Source organism: Nitrobacter sp. (assembly GCF_051535235.1).
Classification (GTDB): Bacteria; Pseudomonadota; Alphaproteobacteria; order Rhizobiales; family Xanthobacteraceae; genus Nitrobacter.
On the sequence record NZ_JBPPLZ010000004.1, the window covers coordinates 273,533 to 294,053 of the forward strand.

At 64.5% G+C, this 20,521-nt stretch carries 16 protein-coding genes and 1 pseudogene; 8 read left to right on the plus strand and 9 right to left on the minus strand.

Annotated features, from left to right (window positions below; genetic code table 11):
• The first annotated feature begins 13 nt into the window (after positions 1-13).
• Complete coding sequence (locus ACS3WA_RS07660) at positions 14-1,693, plus strand: glutamine--tRNA ligase/YqeY domain fusion protein (RefSeq protein WP_438277921.1); 1,680 nt, start codon at positions 14-16, stop codon at positions 1,691-1,693.
• Between the two features lie 239 nt (positions 1,694-1,932).
• Complete coding sequence (locus tag ACS3WA_RS07665; protein WP_438277922.1) at positions 1,933-4,215, plus strand: ComEC/Rec2 family competence protein; 2,283 nt, start codon at positions 1,933-1,935, stop codon at positions 4,213-4,215.
• 11 nt (positions 4,216-4,226) lie between these two features.
• On the opposite strand, the gene lexA is transcribed toward ACS3WA_RS07665, so the two are convergent.
• Together lexA and ACS3WA_RS07675 are read right to left on the minus strand one after the other, a co-directional pair.
• The gene (gene lexA, locus ACS3WA_RS07670) at positions 4,227-4,928 is read right to left on the minus strand and encodes a transcriptional repressor LexA (protein ID WP_438277923.1); all 702 of its coding nucleotides are present in this window, start codon (positions 4,926-4,928) and stop codon (positions 4,227-4,229) included.
• 156 nt (positions 4,929-5,084) lie between these two features.
• Positions 5,085-6,299 (minus strand): molybdopterin molybdotransferase MoeA, encoded by a 1,215-nt coding sequence (locus ACS3WA_RS07675; RefSeq protein WP_438277924.1) that lies wholly within the window; start codon positions 6,297-6,299, stop codon positions 5,085-5,087.
• A gap of 553 nt (positions 6,300-6,852) precedes the next feature.
• Between ACS3WA_RS07675 and ACS3WA_RS07680 the strand changes: the two genes are divergently transcribed.
• Positions 6,853-7,245, plus strand: coding sequence for an SPW repeat protein (locus ACS3WA_RS07680; protein ID WP_438277925.1), 393 nt, complete (start codon positions 6,853-6,855; stop codon positions 7,243-7,245).
• On the opposite strand, the gene moaC is transcribed toward ACS3WA_RS07680, so the two are convergent.
• The 4 genes from moaC to ACS3WA_RS07700 all read right to left on the minus strand — a co-directional run bounded on the left by moaC (position 7,234) and on the right by ACS3WA_RS07700 (position 11,650).
• Complete coding sequence (moaC, locus tag ACS3WA_RS07685) at positions 7,234-7,746, minus strand: cyclic pyranopterin monophosphate synthase MoaC (protein WP_438277926.1); 513 nt, start codon at positions 7,744-7,746, stop codon at positions 7,234-7,236. The genes ACS3WA_RS07680 and moaC overlap by 12 nt on opposite strands.
• A 9-nt stretch (positions 7,747-7,755) precedes the next feature.
• The gene (gene trpC, locus ACS3WA_RS07690; RefSeq protein ID WP_438277927.1) at positions 7,756-8,574 is read right to left on the minus strand and encodes an indole-3-glycerol phosphate synthase TrpC; all 819 of its coding nucleotides are present in this window, start codon (positions 8,572-8,574) and stop codon (positions 7,756-7,758) included.
• Positions 8,575-8,690: 116 nt separating this feature from the next.
• Complete coding sequence (gene trpD / locus ACS3WA_RS07695; RefSeq protein WP_438277928.1) at positions 8,691-9,704, minus strand: anthranilate phosphoribosyltransferase; 1,014 nt, start codon at positions 9,702-9,704, stop codon at positions 8,691-8,693.
• Positions 9,705-9,742: 38 nt separating this feature from the next.
• Positions 9,743-11,650 (minus strand): SurA N-terminal domain-containing protein, encoded by a 1,908-nt coding sequence (locus tag ACS3WA_RS07700; RefSeq protein WP_438277929.1) that lies wholly within the window; start codon positions 11,648-11,650, stop codon positions 9,743-9,745.
• A 255-nt stretch (positions 11,651-11,905) separates the two neighbouring features.
• On the opposite strand from ACS3WA_RS07700, the gene tpiA reads away from it, so the two are divergent.
• The 3 genes from tpiA to ACS3WA_RS07715 all read left to right on the plus strand — a co-directional run bounded on the left by tpiA (position 11,906) and on the right by ACS3WA_RS07715 (position 14,984).
• A complete protein-coding gene (gene tpiA, locus ACS3WA_RS07705) occupies positions 11,906-12,658 on the plus strand; it encodes a triose-phosphate isomerase (protein WP_438277930.1) in 753 nt (250 codons plus the stop codon).
• 138 nt (positions 12,659-12,796) lie between these two features.
• Entirely contained in the window at positions 12,797-13,186 is a 390-nt protein-coding gene (secG, locus tag ACS3WA_RS07710) for a preprotein translocase subunit SecG (protein ID WP_438277931.1), read from the plus strand.
• Between the two features lie 166 nt (positions 13,187-13,352).
• The gene (locus ACS3WA_RS07715) at positions 13,353-14,984 is read left to right on the plus strand and encodes a CTP synthase (RefSeq protein ID WP_438277932.1); all 1,632 of its coding nucleotides are present in this window, start codon (positions 13,353-13,355) and stop codon (positions 14,982-14,984) included.
• Here the strand turns inward: ACS3WA_RS07715 and ACS3WA_RS07720 are convergent.
• The 3 genes and pseudogenes from ACS3WA_RS07720 to nirB all read right to left on the minus strand — a co-directional run.
• Positions 14,951-15,088 (minus strand): annotated as a pseudogene (locus ACS3WA_RS07720) (hypothetical protein); the annotation flags it as partial. The gene ACS3WA_RS07715 and the pseudogene ACS3WA_RS07720 overlap by 34 nt on opposite strands.
• Positions 15,089-15,139: 51 nt before the next feature.
• Entirely contained in the window at positions 15,140-15,469 is a 330-nt protein-coding gene (gene nirD, locus ACS3WA_RS07725) for a nitrite reductase small subunit NirD (protein ID WP_438277933.1), read from the minus strand.
• 13 nt (positions 15,470-15,482) lie between these two features.
• Entirely contained in the window at positions 15,483-17,921 is a 2,439-nt protein-coding gene (nirB, locus tag ACS3WA_RS07730) for a nitrite reductase large subunit NirB (RefSeq protein WP_438277934.1), read from the minus strand.
• Positions 17,922-18,444: 523 nt separating this feature from the next.
• Between nirB and kdsA the strand changes: the two genes are divergently transcribed.
• Together kdsA and ACS3WA_RS07740 are read left to right on the plus strand one after the other, a co-directional pair.
• On the plus strand, positions 18,445-19,308 hold the full coding sequence (gene kdsA / locus ACS3WA_RS07735; protein WP_438277935.1) for a 3-deoxy-8-phosphooctulonate synthase: 864 nt from the start codon (positions 18,445-18,447) through the stop codon (positions 19,306-19,308).
• Positions 19,305-20,516 (plus strand): MFS transporter, encoded by a 1,212-nt coding sequence (locus tag ACS3WA_RS07740; RefSeq protein WP_438277936.1) that lies wholly within the window; start codon positions 19,305-19,307, stop codon positions 20,514-20,516. Before kdsA ends, ACS3WA_RS07740 begins: the two co-directional genes overlap by 4 nt.
• The last annotated feature ends 5 nt before the right edge of the window (positions 20,517-20,521 follow it).

The window sequence follows — 20,521 nt, forward strand, 5'->3', positions numbered from 1 at the left end:
TGAAAGGCACACAATGACCGACGAATCGACTGCGGAAGCTGGCCGGGATTTCATACGCGATATCGTGGCGGCCGACCTCGCGTCCGGAAAGCACAAGAGCATCGTCACCCGGTTCCCGCCGGAGCCGAACGGCTACCTGCATCTGGGGCACGCCAAATCCATCTGCCTGAATTTCGGTATTGCCGAGGAGTTCGGCGGCCGCTGCAATCTTCGCTTCGACGACACCAATCCGGCCAAAGAGGAGCAGGAATACATCGATGCGATCCAGCGCGACGTGCGCTGGCTGGGCTTCGATTGGGGCGACGGCTTGCACTACGCCTCGGACTATTTCGAGCAGCTCTACGCCTGGGCGCAGCACCTCATTCGCGCGGGCAAGGCCTATGTCGACGACCAGTCGCAGGAGGAAATCCGCCTGGCGCGCGGTACGCTGACCGAGCCGGGTCGGAACAGTCCGTTCCGCGACAGGCCGGTCGATGAAAACCTCGACTTGTTCGCGCGAATGCGGGCCGGTGAATTTCCCAACGGCGCGCGGGTTCTGCGCGCCAGGATCGACATGGCAGCGGGCAACATCAACCTGCGCGATCCGGTGCTCTATCGCATCCTGCACGCCTCCCATCCACGCACCGGAACGGCGTGGAACATCTATCCGAGCTACGATTTCGCTCACGGGCAATCGGACTCGATCGAGCACATTACGCATTCGATCTGCACGCTGGAGTTCGAGGATCACCGTCCGCTCTATGACTGGTTCCTCGACAATCTGCCGGTGCCATCGCGACCGCACCAGTACGAATTCGCCCGGCTCAACGTCACGCATACTCTTCTGTCCAAGCGCGTGCTGACGGAGCTTGTTCGCGGCGGACATGTCTCCGGCTGGGATGATCCCCGCATGCCGACGCTTGCGGGCCTGCGGCGGCGCGGCGTGCCGGCCGAGGCGCTGCGCGAGTTCATCAAACGGATCGGCGTCGCCAAGGCCAACAGCACCGTCGACATCGGGATGTTCGAGTTCGCGGTCCGCGAGACGCTGAACAGGAGCGCGCCGCGCCGCATGGCCGTTCTGCGTCCGCTCAAGGTGGTCATCGAGAACTATCCGGAAGGCGAAAGCGAGGAGCTTGAGGCGGTCAATCATCCGGACGATCCATCGCAGGGAACGCGGCGGATCAAGTTCGGGCGCGAGCTTTATATCGAGCGGGACGATTTCATGGAAAATCCGCCGAAGAAGTTCTTCCGCCTGTCGCCTGGCAACGAGGTACGGCTGCGCTATGCTTATTTCGTCACCTGCCGCGAGGTGGTCAAGAATGTAGCGGGCGAAGTCGTCGAACTCCGCTGCACCTACGACCCCGCGACCAAGGGCGGCAACGCGCCTGACGGCCGCAAGGTAAAGGCCACCATGCATTGGGTGAGTGCAGCCGATGCGGTGCCGGCCGAGATCCGACTCTACGGTCATTTGTTCGCGGCTGCGCAGCCGGATGCCGCGAACTTCGCCTCCGAACTCAATCCGCAATCGCTTGAGATGCTGTCCGGCTGCATGGTCGAGCCGGCGCTGGCCGGCGACAATGCGGAGGGCGCGGTGCAGTTCGAGCGGCAGGGCTATTTCTGTCGCGACCGGGATTCGTCACCCGGCCGTCTCGTGTTCAACCGGACGGTCGGCCTGCGCGACACTTGGGCCAAGGTCGCAGCGGCCGGCTCCTGAATTCACCGGTATTCCGTATCCGTTCCACTGTTCTCTGCGCGCTCTCTTCGGCTGGAGCGTGATGAGGTTTGATTGAATTGTCATGCCCGGCTTTATGCCGGGCATGCACGTCTTGAAGTGTGAACCGGTTCAAAGAGGTGGATGGCCGGGACAAGCCCGGCCATGACGCGTTGAAACGCTTCATCGTCAACGCATCCTGCTCTAGCATTGCTCCAAGGGCGCGAGGGGGTGGTGACCGGATGCCGGAGCGGGGTGGGGCTCGGGAACGGACAGGCGGATACGCGGGGACGTGGCCGCCGCGGAAGGCTGCCGCTGCCAGTCCTTCGCAAGTCTCTTCGGGCACCTTGCCGGCGCTTGCCGCCCGGCTGCGAGACTGGGTGCGCGCCGAAGCCGGACCGGGACGGCTGTTGCCCTGGGTGCCGGTGGCGTTTGGCGTAGGCATCGCGATCTATTTTGCGGCCGACCATGAACCGATAGCCTGGGTCGTTGTCCCGACTGCCGGCTTTCTCTGTCTTGCCGCGCTGCTGTTGCGTCGGCATCGGCTGTTTCCTGTGGCCGTCATGATCGCAGCGATGGCTGCGGGTTTTGCCGTTGCCACGATGAACACGGCGCGGATGACGCATGTCGTCCTGAAGCGGTCGATGTATTCGCCCATGCTCAAGGGCTTCGTCGAAACCCGCGAGGTGCGCGAGCGCACCGACAGATTTGTTCTGCGTGTCGTGCGGATGGACGATTACCGGCGGCACGTCAAACTGGATCGCGTGCGGCTGTCGGTCAGGAAGGGCGCTGCGCCGGCCGTCGGCAGCTTCGTGGAACTGAAAGCGCGGCTGCAGCCGCCGCTTATGCCCGTGCGGCCCGGAAGCTACGATTTCGCCCGCGACATGTATTTCCAGGGCATCGGCGCCTCCGGGTTCGTCATGGGCGCGATCAAAATCGTGGATACGCCGTCCGGCGGCGGGGTCGCCCTGCGTTACGCCGCGCTGATGCAGGAGCTTCGTGACGCCATCGACGCCCGCATCCACGTTGTCCTCGACGGCGATTCACGGGCAATCGCCACCGCGCTCCTGACCGGACGGCGTGACGCCATCACGACGCCGGTCAACGATGCCATGTTCATTTCGGGGCTCGGCCATGTGCTCTCGATTTCCGGCTATCACATGGCCGTGGTCGCCGGCGTGGTGTTCTTCGCGGTGCGCGCGCTGCTGGCGCTGATCCCGGCGCTGACGGCGGCTTTCCCGATCAAGAAATGGTCGGCGGCCGCGGCGCTCGCAGCCGCGGCGTTTTATCTGCTGCTGTCGGGCGCCGAGGTCGCGACCCAGCGCTCGTTCTTCATGACGGCGGTGGTGCTGATCGCAGTCATGGTCGACCGGCGCGCCATCACGTTTCGCACGCTCGCGGTCGCGGCGATGATCGTGCTCGCGATTGCGCCGCAGGCGCTGGTGCATCCGAGCTTTCAGATGTCGTTCGCGGCAACGCTCGGCCTGGTGGCGCTGGTTCAGGTCGGGATGCCGAAACTGTTTGCAACGCCCGATCACTCGCCGACCGCGCGCGCGGCGCTATGGGGCGGAAGGGAAATCGTCACGCTGGCGCTGGCCTCTCTGGTCGCCGGGCTTGCGACAACGCCGTATGCCGCGTTCCACTTCCATCGCGTGACGCCTTATGGCGTGGTCGCGAACCTGCTGGCGATGCCGGTGGTCTCCGCGCTGGTGATGCCGGCGGGGCTTCTTGGCCTTGCGGCCATGCCGTTTGGTTTTGATGGCATGTTCTGGCGGTTGATGGACTTCGGCATCGAATGGATGATCGCCGTTGCCCAATGGGTCGCGGCGCTTCCCGGCGCCATCGGCCGCATGGCGGCGTTCGGCACGGGGCCGCTGATCGCGGCGACCGCGGGCATCATTTTGCTCGGACTGCTCAGGACGCCGCTGCGCTGGAGCGGCGCGGCCATCATCGGACTGGCGATCGCATGGTCGCTTGCCGTGGCGCAGCCGGACATTCTGATCTCCGCCGACGGCCGCAATGTCGGCGTTCGGGGCGGGGACGGCCGGCTGCATGTGATCAGCGCGGGCAAGGACGCCTTCACGGTGAGGGAATGGCTGGCTGCCGACGCCGACAGACGCGGGCCTGCCGATCCTTCGCTCGCGGAGGGCGTTTCCTGTGACGACGCGGGCTGCGTGGTCAAGGCAAGCGGCGGTGGAATCGTCGCGCTGGCGCGACGGCCGGATGCGATGGAGGACGACTGCCTGCGGGCAGCGGTGATGGTGACGGCATGGCAGGCTCCGGAGGGTTGTCTCGCGCAGGTCGTCGATCAGGAGCGGCTGCGCCGGGAAGGCGCCCTGGCGTTGCGGCGTGCCCCGGGGAGCGCAAAACACTTTGTCGTCGATGCGGTCAGGCCCGATCATGTCGATCGGCCATGGTCGCCAGCCGCCGCGGATAAAAAGCCGCCGCCTATCGGCGATCGACCGGAGTCCGGGCGACCGATCGATGCCACGCCCGCGGCCGACGATCTCCAGATGGACGATTGACCAGGTTGCGATCAATACTTGCGGTAGATGCCGATCAGCTTGCCCTGGATCTGCACGCGGTTCGGCGGAAGGATACGAACCTCGTAAGCCGTGTTCGCGGGTTCGAGCGCGATCGAGGCCCCGCGGCGGCGGAAGCGCTTCAACGTCGCTTCTTCTTCGTCGATCAGCGCAACGACGATGTCGCCGGTTTCCGCCGACTCGTTGCGCCGGATCAGCGCCAGGTCGCCGTCGAGGATTCCGGCCTCGACCATCGAGTCGCCGCGCACTTCAAGCGCATAGTGCTCGCCATTGCCGAGCATGTCCGGCGGAACGCTGATGGTATGGCTGCAGGTCTGCAATGCCTCGATCGGTGTGCCGGCCGCAATGCGTCCCATCACCGGAACGGCAACCGGGCGATCCGCGGCATCGTCGTTGCCGCTGGGCCGGCGGACCTTGCCGAGATTGCCTTCGATGACGCTCGGCGTGAAACCGCGCCGGCCACCGCCGCCGCCGGCGGCGAGCTCCGGCAGCTTGATGACCTCGATGGCGCGTGCGCGATTGGGCAGGCGGCGGATGAAGCCACGTTCCTCCAGCGCCGTAATCAGACGATGGATGCCCGACTTGGAGCGCAGATCGAGTGCGTCCTTCATTTCATCGAACGAGGGCGGAACGCCGGATTCCTTTAGCCGTTCATTGATGAATCGCAGAAGTTCGTACTGTTTGCGCGTGAGCATGCCGACTTTAGTCCCCGGTTGATGGTGCCCGCCGTCCGATTCCGAAAATGCCTCGCGGCGTTCAACGCCTCGAGCGCTCGAAACAAATCATGAACGAACACTATATGTTCGATATGTGTTCCGCAAGTGTTTAATTTAGCGTCAACGCGTGAGGTTTTACGACAGCGCGAGTTTGATGACGTCGCACGGCTCGCCCTTTTGGGCGGCGGGCGCGAACGGCGCGCGCACCACGAGCGCCTCCGCCGCGGCGAGATTGCCCAGCAGCGAACTGTCCTGATGACCGACCGGCATCGCGGTCGGCAGCCCCTCGGCCGAGTGCGCCAGGCGCGCGCGCAGATAATCCTGCCGTGCCTGATTGGAAGGCAGGTCCTTGCCCAGCAGCGCGCGTTCAACGCGATGGCCGACGTCCTTGCGCCCGGACAGCGCGCGGATCAACGGCACCATGAACAGGAACGCGCAGATATAGGACGAGACGGGATTGCCGGGCAGGCCGATCACGCGCATCGGGCCGAGCCGCCCGTGCATCATCGGCTTGCCGGGCCGCAGCGCGATCCGCCAGAACGCGATCTCCACGCCTTCGGCCTCGAGCGCCCGCTTGACGAAGTCATGGTCGCCGACCGACGCACCGCCCGTGGTGACGAGAATGTCGGCGCCGCTGTCGCGGGCGCGGCGGATGGCGGTCCTCGTCGCGTCCATGGTGTCGGCGACGACGCCGAGGTCGAGCGCCTCGGCGCCTTCGCTGCGGGCGAGCGCGCGAAGCGCATAGCCGTTGGACAGGATGATCTGTCCGGGACCCGGCGTCGTGCCCGGCAGAACCAGTTCGTCGCCGGTGGCGAGCACGGCGACTTTCGGACGGCGATGCACCGGCAGGTCCGGATAGTTCATGCCGGCGGCGAGGGAGAGATGGCGGTCGGTGAGATGGCTATGGGCGCGCAGCAGCACGTCGCCCTCGCGAAAATCGACGCCGGCGGCGCGGATGTTTTTTCCGGCGGCGGTGGCTTCCTTGACGATGACGTGGTCGCCGTCGCGTTCGGTGTCTTCCTGGATCACGACGGTGTCGGCGCTGTCCGGCACCACGCCGCCGGTGAAAATTCTCAAGGCCTCGCCGGTCTGTAGCGCCCGCGCGAGAGGCCGTCCTGCGGCGATCTCTCCGATCACATGCAGCCGCGCCGGAATCGTCGCGATGTCGGCGGCACGCACCGCATAGCCGTCCATCGCGGACATCGCAACCGGCGGCTGGGTTCGCAGCGAGGGAAGGTCCCGCGCCAGCACCCGGCGATGAGCGTCGTCAAGGCCGACCATTTCTTCCGGCAGCGGTTCGACTCCGGCCAGAACAGCCGCTAAAGCGTCGGCGACCGCCATCAAGGGCATGACATTCTCTCCCAGGTTCCCACCGATCCGATTTCCGGCATCGGCGGGAGGCTGTGCGAACGTTACGATCAAAGGACTACTGGCAAACATCGATAGCCAGAGAGTTTTTCAGATTTGGCGTCCGCCTCGCGAGGCTGCCGCCGGTTCGGCTGGATCGTCGAAGAAACGGAGTGCACTTCGCCGGCGCAGGACCTCATCTACAGAACTTGCGATCCGCAGACAACGTCCGCCGAAACATTGGGGAGGCCGGTTCGGCCGGCCTTAGGGCTCCAGCGGCATCGGGTGGCCGCTCCCCAGGCGGGAGTTCAACCGTCTGATGAACCCAGAATCCAAATCCTACCGGAGATCATCGGGTTGTCCGCGTCTCCTGATTCCAGACCAAAACGGACATCGAGGGCAGACAAACGAGGGCAAACAAACCTTTCGGAATCGGAGCAACGACGGAACCGCCCGGTGCCCGGACCGGTTGTCCGGAAAGGGGGAGGAGCGATCCGGGCGACGACAATTGTCCAAGGGCACAAGCCGAACAAGGGCACAGACCAAGGAGGCATCCATGAAGTGGAAATGGCGACGGGAATCGATCCTCGATGTCTACAATCTCGTGCTGGCTCTGGTCCTGTTCGTGACGCCGTGGTTTCTCGCGCGGGCCACCGCCACGACAGACCTCGATCTCTGGGCCAGCGCCGCCGCGATCGGTGCGATCTCCGTGATCGCGCTGCTGGCGTTTTCCTGGTGGACAGAATGGGTCAACCTGCTGCTCGGATTCTGGCTGATCGCGTCGCCCTGGGTTCTGGGCTTCGCCCATACCCGCGCCATGCACTTCAGCATCGGCATCGGCGTCGTGGTGGCGTTCCTGTCGGCGCTGGAAATATGGCTGGTCTACGACAAGGAGGACGAAACTCGCCACCTTGCGCAGACGGAGCAGGATCGGCCGCTATTTCACTGACGGGGCCTCCGTCACGAGATAGTGGCCGGATTTGCCGCCCTTCTTCTCGACGAGGTGAATGCCCTCGATGCGCACCCCGCGTTCGACGGCCTTGATCATGTCGTAGATCGTCAGGCAGGCCACGGAGACCGCGGTCAAGGCTTCCATCTCCACGCCGGTCGGGCCGGAGACCTTGACGCTGGCCTGCACCCGGCAGCCCGGAATCTTTTTGTCGGTCTCAATGTCGAGCGTGACCTTCGCCAGCGCCAGCGGATGGCACAGTGGAATCAGGTCCGAGGTTCGCTTGGCCGCCATGATGCCGGCGATGCGGGCGGTGCCGAGCACGTCGCCTTTCTTGGCGTTGCCGCTTTCGATCAGCGCCAGCGTGGCTTTCGTCATGACCACCACGCCTTCCGCGACGGCGACGCGTTCGGTGGCGGGTTTGGCCGAGACGTCGACCATCCGCGCTTCGCCTTTGGCGTCGATGTGGGTGAGGGCGGGTTCGTCTTTCTTGCTGGCCATATGCGTCCTTTACCCTTCCTTTAAGGAATTCGCGCGCTCCCGCGCCAGCAGCGTGCGGGTCGCGGCGGTGACGTCGGCCTGCCGCATCAGGCTTTCGCCGACGAGGAAGGTGGAGATGCCGACCCGATCGAGCCGTGCGAGGTCGCCCGGCGCGAAGATGCCGCTTTCGCCGACCAGCAGGCGGTCTTTCGGAACGAGCGGCGCCAGCGCTTCGCTGGTCGCGAGCGTCGTCTCGAACGTGCGCAGGTTGCGGTTGTTGATGCCGATCATCGGCGAATCGAGTTTCAGCGCGCGATCGAGTTCGGCGCGGTCGTGAACCTCGAGCAGCACGTCCATGCCGAGATCGAACGCCGCCGCCTCGATGTCCTTCGCCGTCGCATCGTCGAGCGCGGCCATGATGATCAGGATGCAGTCGGCTCCATGCGCGCGAGCCTCGGCCACCTGATAGGTGTCGAACATGAAGTCCTTGCGCAGCACCGGCAGCGCGGTCGCGGCGCGGGCGGCGGTCATGAAATCGAGCCGGCCCTGAAAGGAGGGCGTATCTGTCAGGACGGAAAGACAGGCCGCGCCGCCGGCCTCGTAGGCGCGCGCCAGTGCCGGCGGATCGAAGTCGCCGCGGATCAGCCCTTTCGAGGGTGAGGCCTTCTTGATCTCGGCGATCAGCGCATACTCGCCGCGGGCGTGTTTTGCGCGGATGGCCTGGACGAAGCCACGTGGCGGCGACGCTGTTTTGGCGGCGGCCATGACCTCGGAAAGCGGGCTCGCGCGCTTGGCGGCAGCGATTTCCTCGCGCTTGTAGGCTTCGATCTTGGTCAGGATGTCGGCCACGCCATTCCGTCCTCAAAGCCTTGTCATTGCGAGGAGCGAAGCGACGAAGCAATCCAGTTTCCCGTGGAACCTGTCTGGATTGCTTCGCTGCGCTCGCAATGACGAAACGCAAAACATCATTGGTTCGAAACCGCAATCAACTGCTTCAGTTTGTTCATCGCCGCGCCGCTGTCGAGCGATTTCGCGCCGAGCGCGACGCCGTCCTTCAGGTTCTTCGCCTTGCCCGCGACGATCAGGGCCGCGGCCGCATTGAGCAGCGCGACGTCGCGAAAAGCGCCAGGCTTGCCTTCGAGCACGCCGCACAAGGACGCCGCGTTCGCCTCGGCGTCGCCGCCCTTCAGCGCGTCGCCAGCGGTGCGCGGCAGACCGGCATCATCGGGCGAAACTTCGAAGGTGCGGATGTTGCCGTTTTCGAGCGCGGCCACGAATGTCGGGCCGGTGAGGGTAATCTCGTCGAGCCCGTCGGAGCCGTGCACCACCCACACCGAATCCGAGCCGAGGTTCTTGAGCACCTGCGCCAGCGGCTCGACCCATTTCCGCGAGAACACGCCGACCATCTGCCGCCTGACGCCGGCGGGATTGGACAGCGGGCCGAGCAGATTGAAGATGGTGCGGGTCGCGAGTTCGACGCGGGTCGGGCCGACGTTCTTCATCGCCGGATGGTGCGCCGGCGCGAACATGAAGCCAATGCCGGCCTCGCCGACGCAGCGGCCGACCTGTTCGGGCGTGAGGTCGATCCTGATGCCGAGCGCGGCGAGGCAATCGGCGGCGCCGGATTTCGAGGACAGCGCGCGGTTGCCGTGCTTGGCGACGGGAACGCCAGCGCCGGCGACGATGAACGAGGCGCAGGTCGAGACATTCACCGAACCCGATCCGTCGCCGCCGGTGCCGACGACATCGACGGCATCGGCAGGGGCGGTGACCCGAAGCATCTTGGCACGCATCGCCGAGACCGCGCCGGTGATCTCGTCGACGGTTTCGCCGCGCACGCGCAGCGCCATCAGAAGCCCGCCCATCTGCGAAGGCGTCGCCTCGCCGGACATCATGCTGTCGAATGCCGACGCTGCCTCCTCGCGCGTCAGCGTCGCGCCGGTGGCGACTTTTCCGATCAGGGCCTTGAGATCGTCCATCGAATGCTTTCGGGAATTATGGGACGCCGTCGATCCCGTCAGTTGGCGTTGGCGCCGGTGATCTGCGCCACCGCTGCCTGATTGATCGTGGTGCCGATCTCGGTTTCGAGCCTGACGATGTACTGGCCGACGTCCTCGTCGGCCAGGGCGCGCTGCAGGCTGTCCTTCAGTTTCTTCGTCTCATCGGAGGCAAGATCGAGCGGGGGCACCTTCACGTCGGTGACACGGAAAACGACCCAGTCGTCGGGCCCCGCGCCCGGCGCCTGTCCGGCTCCGTCCCTGGCCGTGCGGAAGACGCCGGCGATCACGGCGCCGGGCAGGCCGGCCGCGGTGCCGTCGCGCTTGATGCCGCTCGCGCTCTCGACCTTGAGACCGAGACCCGCCGCCTCGTCGGCGAGCTTGCCGCCCTGATCGAGCTTGCGGACCATGTCCGTCGCCTTGGTCATCAGCCGGCTGCCGATCTGTTCGTCCCGCCATCCGGCCTCGACCTTGTCCTTGACCTCGTCGAGGGTGCGCTCGCGCGAGGGCGTGACGCCGAGCACGTCGAACCAGACGAAACCGTTATTGCCGATCTGCAGCGTCTCGTTGTCGACGCCGACGTCGCTGGCGAACGCCTGCGCGATCAGTTCGACACCCGGCGGAAGCCCCGTGACCGGTTTGCCGTCCGGCGCGCGTCCGGAACGGTCGACGGCATCGATGGTGACCGCGGTGAGGCCGAGTTTCTTGGCTGCCTCGACAACGCTCGCGCCGCCGCCGCGCTCGTCCTCCATCTTGTTGTGGAGGTCGTTGACCTCGGCGCGCGCGCGATCGACCGCGATATCGTGTTTCAGTTTCGCGGCGACACTGTCGTAGGTCGGCTGGTTGCCGGGTTCGATCTTGCCGACCTTGACGAGCGCGATGCCGAATTTGCCCTGGATCGGCTGGCTGACCTCGTCGGTCTTGAGCGAGAAGGCGGCCTCGGCGGTGACCGGGTCGATGATCTCCGACCTGGTGACCGTGCCGAGGTCGAGGTCGGAGGCCGCGAGACCGCGCTCCTTGGCGATGTCGTCGAAGGAAGCGCCGGCTTGAATCTTGCTCCGCGCCGCCTGCGCCTCCGCCAGGTTCGGGAACACCATCTGCCAGAGCTGCCGCTTTTCGGGCGTGGACAGCTTGTCCTTCTGTTCCTCATAGGCCTTTTTGGCGTCCTCGTCGGACACCGTTATCGATTTCGCGATGGACTCCGGCGTCATCACGACAAAAGCGATCTTGCGGAATTCAGGCGCGCGGAACTGCACCTTGTGGGCGTCGAAATAGCTCGCAAGCTGCTCCGGTGTCGGCGGATCGATGTTTCCGGCCTGCGCGGCGCCGAGCTTGACATAATCGATGGTGCGCTGCTCGTTCTGGAAGCGGTTCAGCATATCGAGAAGCGTCTTCGAGGGCTCGACGCCAGCCGCCACCGTGTTGGCGATTTCGCGGCGCAGCGTCGTATGCCGCTGCTCGGCGACGTAACGTTGCTCGCTGTATCCCATCTGGCGGATCAGACCGGCGAAGCGCGCCGGGTCGAATGCATTGTTGGCGCCCTTGAAGTTGGGATCGCTCATGATCTGGCGCTTGATCTCCTCGTCCGACGCGTTGAGGCCCTTGCGCCGCGCGTCCTCGTCGAGCGCGGCTTCCGCAATCACCTGCTGCAACACCTGACGATCGAGGCCGAGGGCCCTGACCTGGTCGGGAGACAGCGAACGCCCGAACTGGCGCCCAATCTGCTGCAGCCGGTCATTGTAGATCTCGCGGAACTGCTCGGTCGAAATCTGGGTGCCGCCGATCGTGGCCAGGGTCGACTGGCCGAAGCCGTGAAAGATGTCCGCGATGCCCCAGATGCCGAAAGCCACGATCAGCAGGCCCATCACGATGGTCATGAGGGTTTTGCCGAGCCAGTTTGATGAGGCGTTACGTATTCCTCGAAGCATGAGTCCGTCTTTTGCAGGAGGGAGGCGGTTCGCACCTCGGCGGAAAAGCCGCGCGGGGCGTCACCGACTTGATAACGCATCATAAAGTGGCAATCCAGCACTCGCAACCTCGACGGGACGAACCGTCGCGCGTTGCAGCGGATAGTGGAGACTGGTCCCGGTGGATAACCTCTGCTAGCAAGACCTTTCGAACCTTCGATGCGGGGGACCGCGCGTGCCGAGGGACGAACCGTCGAAATCACCCATGAGAGATCCATGACCGGGCTGCGACCGCTGATTGCTGGAAACTGGAAGATGAACGGCCTCAAGGCTTCGGCCAGCGAACTCGGCCAGATGATTGCAGGCGCGGACGGCCCGGCGCAAAAGGCCGATCTGCTGATCTGTCCGCCGGCGACGCTGGTGTTGGCCTTTGCCGGGGCGGTTCAGGGATCGCCGCTGCGGATCGGTGCGCAGGACTGTCACCCCAAGCCCTCCGGGGCCCACACCGGCGATATTTCCGCCGAGATGATCGCCGATGCCGGCGCGACCGCCATCATCGTCGGTCATTCCGAGCGCCGCGCTGATCACGGAGAGACCGATGCGCTGGTGCGGCAAAAGGCCGAGGCCGCGTGGCGGGCGGCGTTGATCGCCATCGTCTGCGTCGGCGAAACCCAGGACCAGCGGGATGCCGGCCAGACGCTCGAGGTGGTCGGACGGCAGCTTGCCGGCTCATTGCCGGACGGCGCGACGGCCGCCAATCTCGTCGTCGCCTACGAGCCGGTCTGGGCCATTGGCACCGGCCGCACTCCGACGCCGCAGGATGTGCAGGAGGTTCATGGATTTATTCGCGATCAGCTCAACCAGCGCTTCAGCGGAGAGGGGAACAAGGTCCGCATCCTTTATGGCGGCTCGGTGAAGCCGTCGAATGCTGCGGAGTTAATGGCCGTTCCGAATGTGAACGGGGCACTGATCGGTGGCGCGAGCCTCAAGGCGGCGGATTTCCTTGGAATCGCCCAGGCTGTTGCCTGACGGTCAAATCGCGGCCCCGCGCAGGATTGCGGGGGTGGCAATCCCGCCGGCGATCGTGTAGACAGCGGCCAACTTCAACCCCCACAGGCGTGCCCGACCGGCCTACCCGGCGCGATTGCTTGTGACGGACGGTATTCGATGCAGACCGTAGTTATCGTTCTCCACCTGATGATCGTTTCGGCGCTGACCGTCGTCGTTCTGCTGCAGAAGTCCGAAGGCGGCGGCCTCGGCATGGGCGGCGGCGCGGGCTTCATGTCGAGTCGCGGCACCGCGAACCTGTTGACGCGCACCACCGGTTTCCTCGCGGCCGGCTTCTTCCTGACGAGCCTGTTCCTGTCCTGGCTTGCCGGCTACGAGCACAAACCGGGTTCGATTTTGGACACGGCGCCGGCATCGCAGTCGCAGCCGGCGGGAGGCGCGACACCGGTCGCTCCGCCTGCGAGCGGCGGCCTTCTTGATTCGCTGAAACAATCCGAGCAACCGGCCGCGCCGGCGCCCGCGGGCCCGCAGGCGCCTCGCTCGCAATAAAGCAGGGCGCCATGCGGGACCGGGGTTGCCGTCCTGCATCAGCAGCCTCACCTAAGAAACTGCAATCGCTAGAACTTTGAAGTCACCCACAGCCCATCCGCGTTTCGGCTGGACGGCTGCGATTGGTTTTGGCGAATCGACACGGGAGCCTTAAAGGTTGAGTCCCATGGCGCGCTATATTTTCATTACCGGCGGCGTGGTTTCCTCGCTCGGAAAAGGTCTGGCATCGGCGGCGCTCGGCGCGCTGTTGCAGGCGCGCGGCTACAAGGTCCGCCTGCGCAAGCTCGACCCCTACCTCAACCTCGATCCCGGCACGATGTCGCCCTATCAGCACGGCGAGGTCTTCGTCACCGACGACGGCGCCGAGACCGATCTCGATCTCGGTCATTACGAGCGCTTCACCGGGCGTCCCGCGACCAGGCAGGACAACATTACCACCGGCCGCATCTATCAGGACATCCTGACCAGGGAGCGCCGCGGCGACTATCTCGGCGCGACAATTCAGGTGATTCCCCACGTCACCAACGCCATCAAGGAGTTCATCCTCGACGGCAACGACGGCTACGACTTCGTGCTGTGCGAGATCGGCGGCACGGTGGGCGACATCGAGGGACTGCCGTTCTTCGAGGCGATCCGCCAGCTCAAGAACGACCTGCCGCGCGGCGACGTCGTTTACATCCACCTCACGCTGCTTCCGTTCATCCCGAGCGCGGGCGAGCTGAAGACCAAGCCCACCCAGCATTCGGTGAAGGAACTGCGTTCGATCGGCATTCAGCCCGACATCCTGTTATGCCGCACCGACCGGGAAATCCCGAAAGAGGAGCGACGCAAGCTCGGGCTGTTCTGCAATGTCCGCGAAAGCGCCGTGATCGAGGCGCGCGACGCCGACAACATCTATGCCGTGCCGGAAGTCTATCACGCCGCGGGCCTCGACGACGAGGTGCTGGCGGCGTTCGGAATCGAACCGCGGAAGCCGCCGGCGCTGCAAGGCTGGCACGAGGTCAACGAGCGTGTCCGCAATCCCGAAGGCGCGGTAACGATTGCGATCGTCGGCAAGTACACCGGCATGAAGGACGCCTACAAGTCGCTGATCGAGGCATTGTCCCATGGCGGCATCGCCAACAAGGTGAAGGTCAATCTCGACTGGATCGAGAGCGAGGTGTTCGAGAACGAGGACGCCGCGCCGTTCCTCGAACATGTCGATGGCATTCTGGTGCCGGGCGGGTTCGGTCAGCGCGGCGCCGAAGGCAAGATCAAGGCAGCGCGGTTCGCCCGCGAGCGGCACGTGCCTTATTTTGGCATCTGCTTCGGGATGCAGATGGCAGTGATCGAGGCGGCCCGCAATCTGGTCGGAATCGAGAACGCCAACTCGACTGAATTCGGTCCGACCAGCGAACCGCTGGTCGGCCTGATGACGGAGTGGCTGCGCGGCAACGAACTGGAGAAGCGCTCCAGGGCCGGCGATCTCGGCGGCACCATGCGGCTCGGCGCTTATCCGGCGATGCTCACGCGCGGCAGCCGCGTTTCCGAAATCTACGGCGGCGCGCTCGAGATTTCGGAGCGGCATCGCCACCGTTATGAGGTCAATACAGCCTACAAGGATCGGCTGGAGCAGCACGGCCTGCGCTTTTCGGGCCTGTCGCCCGACGGTGTCTTGCCGGAGATCGTCGAATACGAGGATCATCCATGGTTCATCGGGGTGCAGTACCATCCCGAACTGAAATCGCGCCCGTTCGAGCCGCATCCGCTGTTCGCCTCGTTCATTCAGGCGGCGGTGGTGCAGAGCCGGCTGGTGTAACTGTAAGAGCAGAGCCGCCCGAAATTCGATGGATGACCCGGATCGCCGTGCACGCTGATTTTCCCGGCCGTTCCAACCTCCGCCACCAAGCTACAGCCCACCCGGAATAAGGGACAGTCCTGCGGACCTGACGCCGCTCGGCAAGTCGTTTCACATCATGCGGTGCGGCCGACGAGCGCTTCCGAGGAGATGAAGAGCTTTCCGCCCTCTACCTTCAGCGCAAAAGTGCGTACCGAGCCCTCATCGGCGCCGAGAGCCATGCCTGTCTTGAGCGAGATAACCCAGTTGTGCAGCGGGCAGGTGACTTCAGCGCCATGCACGATCCCCTGGCTAAGCGGGCCGCCCTTGTGCGGACAGCGATCCTCGATAGCGAAGAAGCGATTCTCGATAGTGCGAAACACCGCGATCTGCCCCTGAGGCGTCGCCACACAGCGTGCCCCGCGAAGAGGGATGTCTGCCGTCAGTCCAATAGCTATCCAGTTCATGATGCTCACTCCGCTACGACCGGGAACCGATAGTCGCCAACGGCTGGAACTCATGTCTGTCCTTCCCCGACACGCGTTCGGACCAAGGATCGATCTGCGCGAACCTCTGGCTGAATATGAATCGCTCGAAATAAGCCTTGCGCTTCTGGTGATCCTCCAGAATCTGGCGGCGAACTTCGTCGAGGCCAACGCGCTTGGCCCATTTGTAGATACGCTCAAGATAGCGCGCCTGCTCGCGGTACATCTGGACGAGCGCCACGATATGCTCGAGCGCATCGTCCTCGGTCTTGACCAGGCCGAGAACCTCCGTGCCCTTGATGTCGAGGCCCGCAGCGCCGGCGAAATGGATCTCATAGCCCGAGTCGACGCAAATCACGCCGACATCCTTGCAAGTCGCCTCGGCGCAGTTGCGCGGACAACCCGAGACCGCCATCTTGACCTTGGCCGGCGTCCACGAGCCCCACATGAATTTCTCGATACGGATGCCGAGTCCGGTCGAATCCTGCGTGCCGAAGCGGCACCAGTCGGTGCCGACGCAGGTCTTTACCGTGCGCAGGCCTTTGGCATAGGCATGACCCGAGACGAAGCCGGCTCTGCCGAGATCGGCCCACACCGCAGGCAGGTCTTCCTTCCTGACACCCAACATGTCGATACGCTGGCCGCCCGTGACCTTCACGGTCGGAATGTGAAATTTATCGACCACGTCGGCAATGGCGCGCAGTTCCTTCGCGCTGGTGACGCCGCCCCACATGCGCGGCACGACCGAGTAGGTGCCGTCCTTCTGAATGTTGGCATGGATGCGCTCGTTGACGAAACGTGACTGGTAGTCATCGGCATATTCGTCCGGCCAATCGCAGACGAGATAGTAGTTGAGCGCCGGCCGGCACTTTGCGCAGCCGCACGATGTCTTCCATTCCAGTTCCTGCATGACCGAGGGAATGGTCTTTAAATTCTTGGCCCTGATCAGCCGACGGACGTCGTCATGACCGAGCGTGGTGCAGCCACACATCGGCTGTACGGTGCCGGGATTGTATCTGTCCCCGAGCGTCAGTGTCATGAGTTGTTCGACGAGTCCTGTACAGGATCCGCAGGAGGAGGAAGCCTTGGTGTGGGCACGCACGTCGTCGAGCGATCTCAGATCCCTGGCGATGATGGTCGAGATGATCGTACCCTTGCAGACGCCGTTGCAGCCGCAGATCTCCGCATCATCCGGCAAGGCTGCAACGGCTGCCATAGGGTCGAGGGGCGTGCTCCCCTGACAGGACTGACCGAAGATCAGCGTCTCGCGCATCTCCGAGACATCCGTCCCCCTGCGCAGCATATCGAAGTACCAGGCGCCATCTGCGGTCTCGCCATAAAGGACCGCTCCGAGAATGCGGTTGTCCTTCAGCACGAGCCGCTTGTAGATTCCCGAGCCGGCATCCCGCAGCACGATCTCCTCTCGATCAGGCGCGTCGGCGAAGTCGCCAGCCGAGTAAAGGCTCACGCCGGTCACCTTCAACTGGGTTGCTGTTTCAACGGCACGGAACGTCGCTTCAACACCCATCAGAGTCTTCGCGGCGACCTTGGCCATGTCATAGAGCGGCGCGACGAGGCCGTAGCAGATGTTGTTGTGCTCACAGCATTCGCCGATGGCGAGGATATTCGTATCAGAGGTCAGCATTCGGTCGTCCACGACGATGCCGCGCTCGACATGGATGCCTGCATCGGTTGCGATCCGCACCTCCGGGCGGATGCCGACCGCCATCACCACGATGTCGGCCGGATAAATGGTGCCGTCGTCGAGCAGCACCGCTTCGGTGCGTCCGTGGCCGAGGATCGCGCTGGTCTGCGCCTTGCAGTGGATTTTGATTCCGCGGCCCTCCAGCTCCTTCTGCAACAGATAGCTGGCCGCCGCGTCCAACTGGCGCTCCATCAGGTGGCCCATCAGATGCAGGACCACCACCTCCATGCCGCGCAGCCTGAGCGCCGCTGCAGCCTCCAATCCGAGTAAGCCGCCGCCGATGACGACAGCCTTGGCGTCCTTTTTTTCGGCTGCTGTTATCATCGCCTGGACGTCGTCGTAGTCGCGAAAAGCCATGACCCCCGGCAAGTCCCGCCCGGCAATGGGGATCATGAAGGGAGCGGATCCGGTCGCAATCACAAGCCTGTCGTAAGGAGTTTCGCCTCCCACCGAGCGCACCGTCTTCGCCGCCCGATCGATGCGCGTAACCGTTTCGCCGAACCGGCATTTGACCCGATGGTCGCCATACCAAGCCGCATCATGCGTGACGATCTGATCAAACGATTTCTCGCCGGCCAGCACTGGCGACAACATGATGCGGTTGTAATTGACGCGCGGTTCCGCTCCGAAAAGGGTGATGTCGAAACGATCTTGATCGGCCTCGAACAGATGCTCCAGCATCCTTCCGGAAGCCATGCCGGCACCGACGATAACGAGCTTCTCCTTCATATTCGGGTTGCTCCATATCCTCGGATGCGCACGGCGGAACGCAATGCAGAGTCCTGACACCGGAGCATTCGTACAGCGGCAATCCCGAAGCTGGCGCCGTAAAAGACCATCAGCCACCAGGCGTCGCCTTCGCCGCACGGCGCGTGGTAGGCAATCGTCTTGCGGGGGCCGGGCAAGACCCTTACTGCGAAACTCGCATCGAAACATGCGAGAACAGGCAGATGCTCCGAGGAGAGAAAGGCGCGTTTCATGATCGATGGCTCGCAAACCGTCGCAGATGATTTCAAGCAAGGCCCGTGCCAGCCCTGAAAATGCGATACATGTCCGTCCGAAACGCTGCCGAGCTCGACCGGATGGCAAAAGGCACTGAAGGATTGCTTGCTACAGAAGCAGACGCGCCAAAAATTTGTGCAATGCAACGGCGACAGCTATAGCGAAGGGCTCACGAACGTCTCGACGGTCAGCCGCCGTTAGTTGATCTAGCCACGGCCACCGGACAAGGTCGGCCAGCAAAGGAATCATTTTGAACCAGTCCATCTCCGCCGCACCCGTCGTCGTCGCTGGCCCAGTCACTTTCGGTCAGGACCGGCCGCTGGCGGTCATCGCCGGCCCGTGCCAGATGGAAAGTCGGGCCCATGCGCTTGAGGTCGCCGGCGCGCTGAAGGAAATCGCCGCGCGATTGAACATCGGCCTCGTCTTCAAATCCTCGTTCGACAAGGCCAACCGCACCAGCGCCTCGGGCGCGCGGGGGATCGGGCTGAAGCAGGCGCTGCCGGTTTTCGCCGAGATCCGTGCCTCGCTCGGATTGCCGGTGCTGACCGACGTGCACGAGGCCGTGCAATGCCTCGAGGTCGCGCAAGCGGTTGACGTGCTGCAGATCCCCGCGTTCCTGTGCCGGCAGACCGACCTTTTGCTGGCGGCGGCGGCGACCGGCAAGGTCATCAACGTCAAGAAGGGGCAATTCCTGGCGCCCTGGGACATGGCGAACGTGGTTGCCAAGATTGTGGGCGGCGGCAACCGCAACGTGCTGGTGACCGAGCGCGGGGCGTCCTTCGGCTACAACACGCTGGTCTCGGACATGCGCGCGCTGCCGATCCTCGCGCGCACCACCGGCGCGCCTGTCATCTTCGATGCCACCCATTCGGTGCAGCAGCCGGGTGGCAATGGGACATCCTCCGGCGGCGAGCGCGAATTCGTGCCGGTGCTGGCTCGTGCGGCCGTGGCGGTCGGCGTCGCCGGCGTGTTCATCGAGACCCATCCCGATCCCGATCATGCCCCCTCGGACGGTCCCAACATGGTGCCGCTGCGCGAGTTCGAGGCGCTGGTGCGGCGGTTGATGGCGTTCGATGCGTTGGCGAAGGCGGCCGATCCGGCCCCTGCGAAATGACATCGGCCGCCCCGGCCGCGGCCGGACAGCACAAATTGCCGCCGCTCCTGAATATTGTCGCGCTCGCCACCTTCGCGGCGAGCCTGTCGACGCGCGCGCTGGACCCGGTGCTGCCGCATGTCGCCGACGACATGTCGGTGACGGTTGCGACCGCCGCCGGCCTGTCGGCGATAACGGCCTTCTCGTTCGCGCTCGTGCAGCCGCTGATCGGCGCGGCCGCCGACGTGTTCGGCAAGGCGCGGCTGATGCTGGTTTGCCTGGTGCTGCTCGGCATCGCGAACGTCGCTGGTGCGCTGTGCACATCCTACAGCGCGCTGTTCGTGACGCGCATCTTCGCAGGCATCGCATCGGGCGGCGTTTTTCCGGTCGCGCTCGGCATGGCAAGCGACCTCGTGCCGGTCTCCCAGCGGCAGGTGGCGATCGGCAGGACGATCGCGGGCACCGTGAGCGGCAATCTGCTCGGCGCGTCCTTTTCCGGCGTGATCGGCGATCTCGTCGGCTGGCGCGGTGTGCTTGTCGTCCTCGGCGTGCTGGTTCTGGCCGCCTCGACCGCCGTCGGCGTTGGATTCCGCCGCGGCAATGCGATAGCTGCCTCGCGGCAGATGAAGTTCAGGGATCTGCGCCATGGCTACCGGCAGATCTTCGCCAATCCCAACGCCAGGGTCTGCTACTCCGCGGTCTTCATCGAAGGCTGCTGCGTGTTTGGACTATTTCCTTACGTCGCGGCGTTTCTGTTCGAACTCGGCGAAACGCGGCTTTCGGTCGCCGGCATCGTCATCGCCGGATTTGCCGTCGGCGGCCTGTTCTACACGATGACGGTGTCGCGCTTGCTGTCGGCGCTCGGCATCCGCGGCATGATGATATCGGGCGCAATGCTGGCGGCGGCGCAGATCGTCGCCGTCGCTCTCGGTCCGGACTGGCGCATCCAGACACTCAGCTTCATCCTGATGGGCTGGGGTTTCTACATGCTGCACGGCTGCCTGCAGGTGTTCGCCAGCGAATTGTCCGAGCAGGCGCGGGCGACCGCGTTGTCGCTGCATTCGTTCTTCTTCTACATGGGACAGACGGCCGGTCCGATCGCCTATGGCGCGAGCCTTGCCTGGGCGGGGAAGTTTCCAACCCTCGCCGCAAACGCAATCGTCATCGCGATTCTCGGATTGGTCTGCGCGCGCCTGCTGGCCGGGAAGGCTGGAATGCGCGAGGGGTAGAGCAG

Coding starts and splice junctions, on each gene's coding strand:
- ACS3WA_RS07700 (WP_438277929.1), bottom strand. CDS start 11,650: ATGCTTCGAGGAATACGTAACGCCTCATCAAACTGGCTCGGCAAAACC.
- secG (WP_438277931.1), top strand. CDS start 12,797: ATGCAGACCGTAGTTATCGTTCTCCACCTGATGATCGTTTCGGCGCTG.
- moaC (WP_438277926.1), bottom strand. CDS start 7,746: ATGGCCAGCAAGAAAGACGAACCCGCCCTCACCCACATCGACGCCAAA.
- ACS3WA_RS07680 (WP_438277925.1), top strand. CDS start 6,853: ATGAAGTGGAAATGGCGACGGGAATCGATCCTCGATGTCTACAATCTC.
- ACS3WA_RS07740 (WP_438277936.1), top strand. CDS start 19,305: ATGACATCGGCCGCCCCGGCCGCGGCCGGACAGCACAAATTGCCGCCG.
- nirB (WP_438277934.1), bottom strand. CDS start 17,921: ATGAAGGAGAAGCTCGTTATCGTCGGTGCCGGCATGGCTTCCGGAAGG.
- tpiA (WP_438277930.1), top strand. CDS start 11,906: ATGACCGGGCTGCGACCGCTGATTGCTGGAAACTGGAAGATGAACGGC.
- lexA (WP_438277923.1), bottom strand. CDS start 4,928: ATGCTCACGCGCAAACAGTACGAACTTCTGCGATTCATCAATGAACGG.
- trpD (WP_438277928.1), bottom strand. CDS start 9,704: ATGGACGATCTCAAGGCCCTGATCGGAAAAGTCGCCACCGGCGCGACG.
- ACS3WA_RS07715 (WP_438277932.1), top strand. CDS start 13,353: ATGGCGCGCTATATTTTCATTACCGGCGGCGTGGTTTCCTCGCTCGGA.
- nirD (WP_438277933.1), bottom strand. CDS start 15,469: ATGAACTGGATAGCTATTGGACTGACGGCAGACATCCCTCTTCGCGGG.
- ACS3WA_RS07665 (WP_438277922.1), top strand. CDS start 1,933: ATGCCGGAGCGGGGTGGGGCTCGGGAACGGACAGGCGGATACGCGGGG.
- ACS3WA_RS07675 (WP_438277924.1), bottom strand. CDS start 6,299: ATGCCCTTGATGGCGGTCGCCGACGCTTTAGCGGCTGTTCTGGCCGGA.
- ACS3WA_RS07660 (WP_438277921.1), top strand. CDS start 14: ATGACCGACGAATCGACTGCGGAAGCTGGCCGGGATTTCATACGCGAT.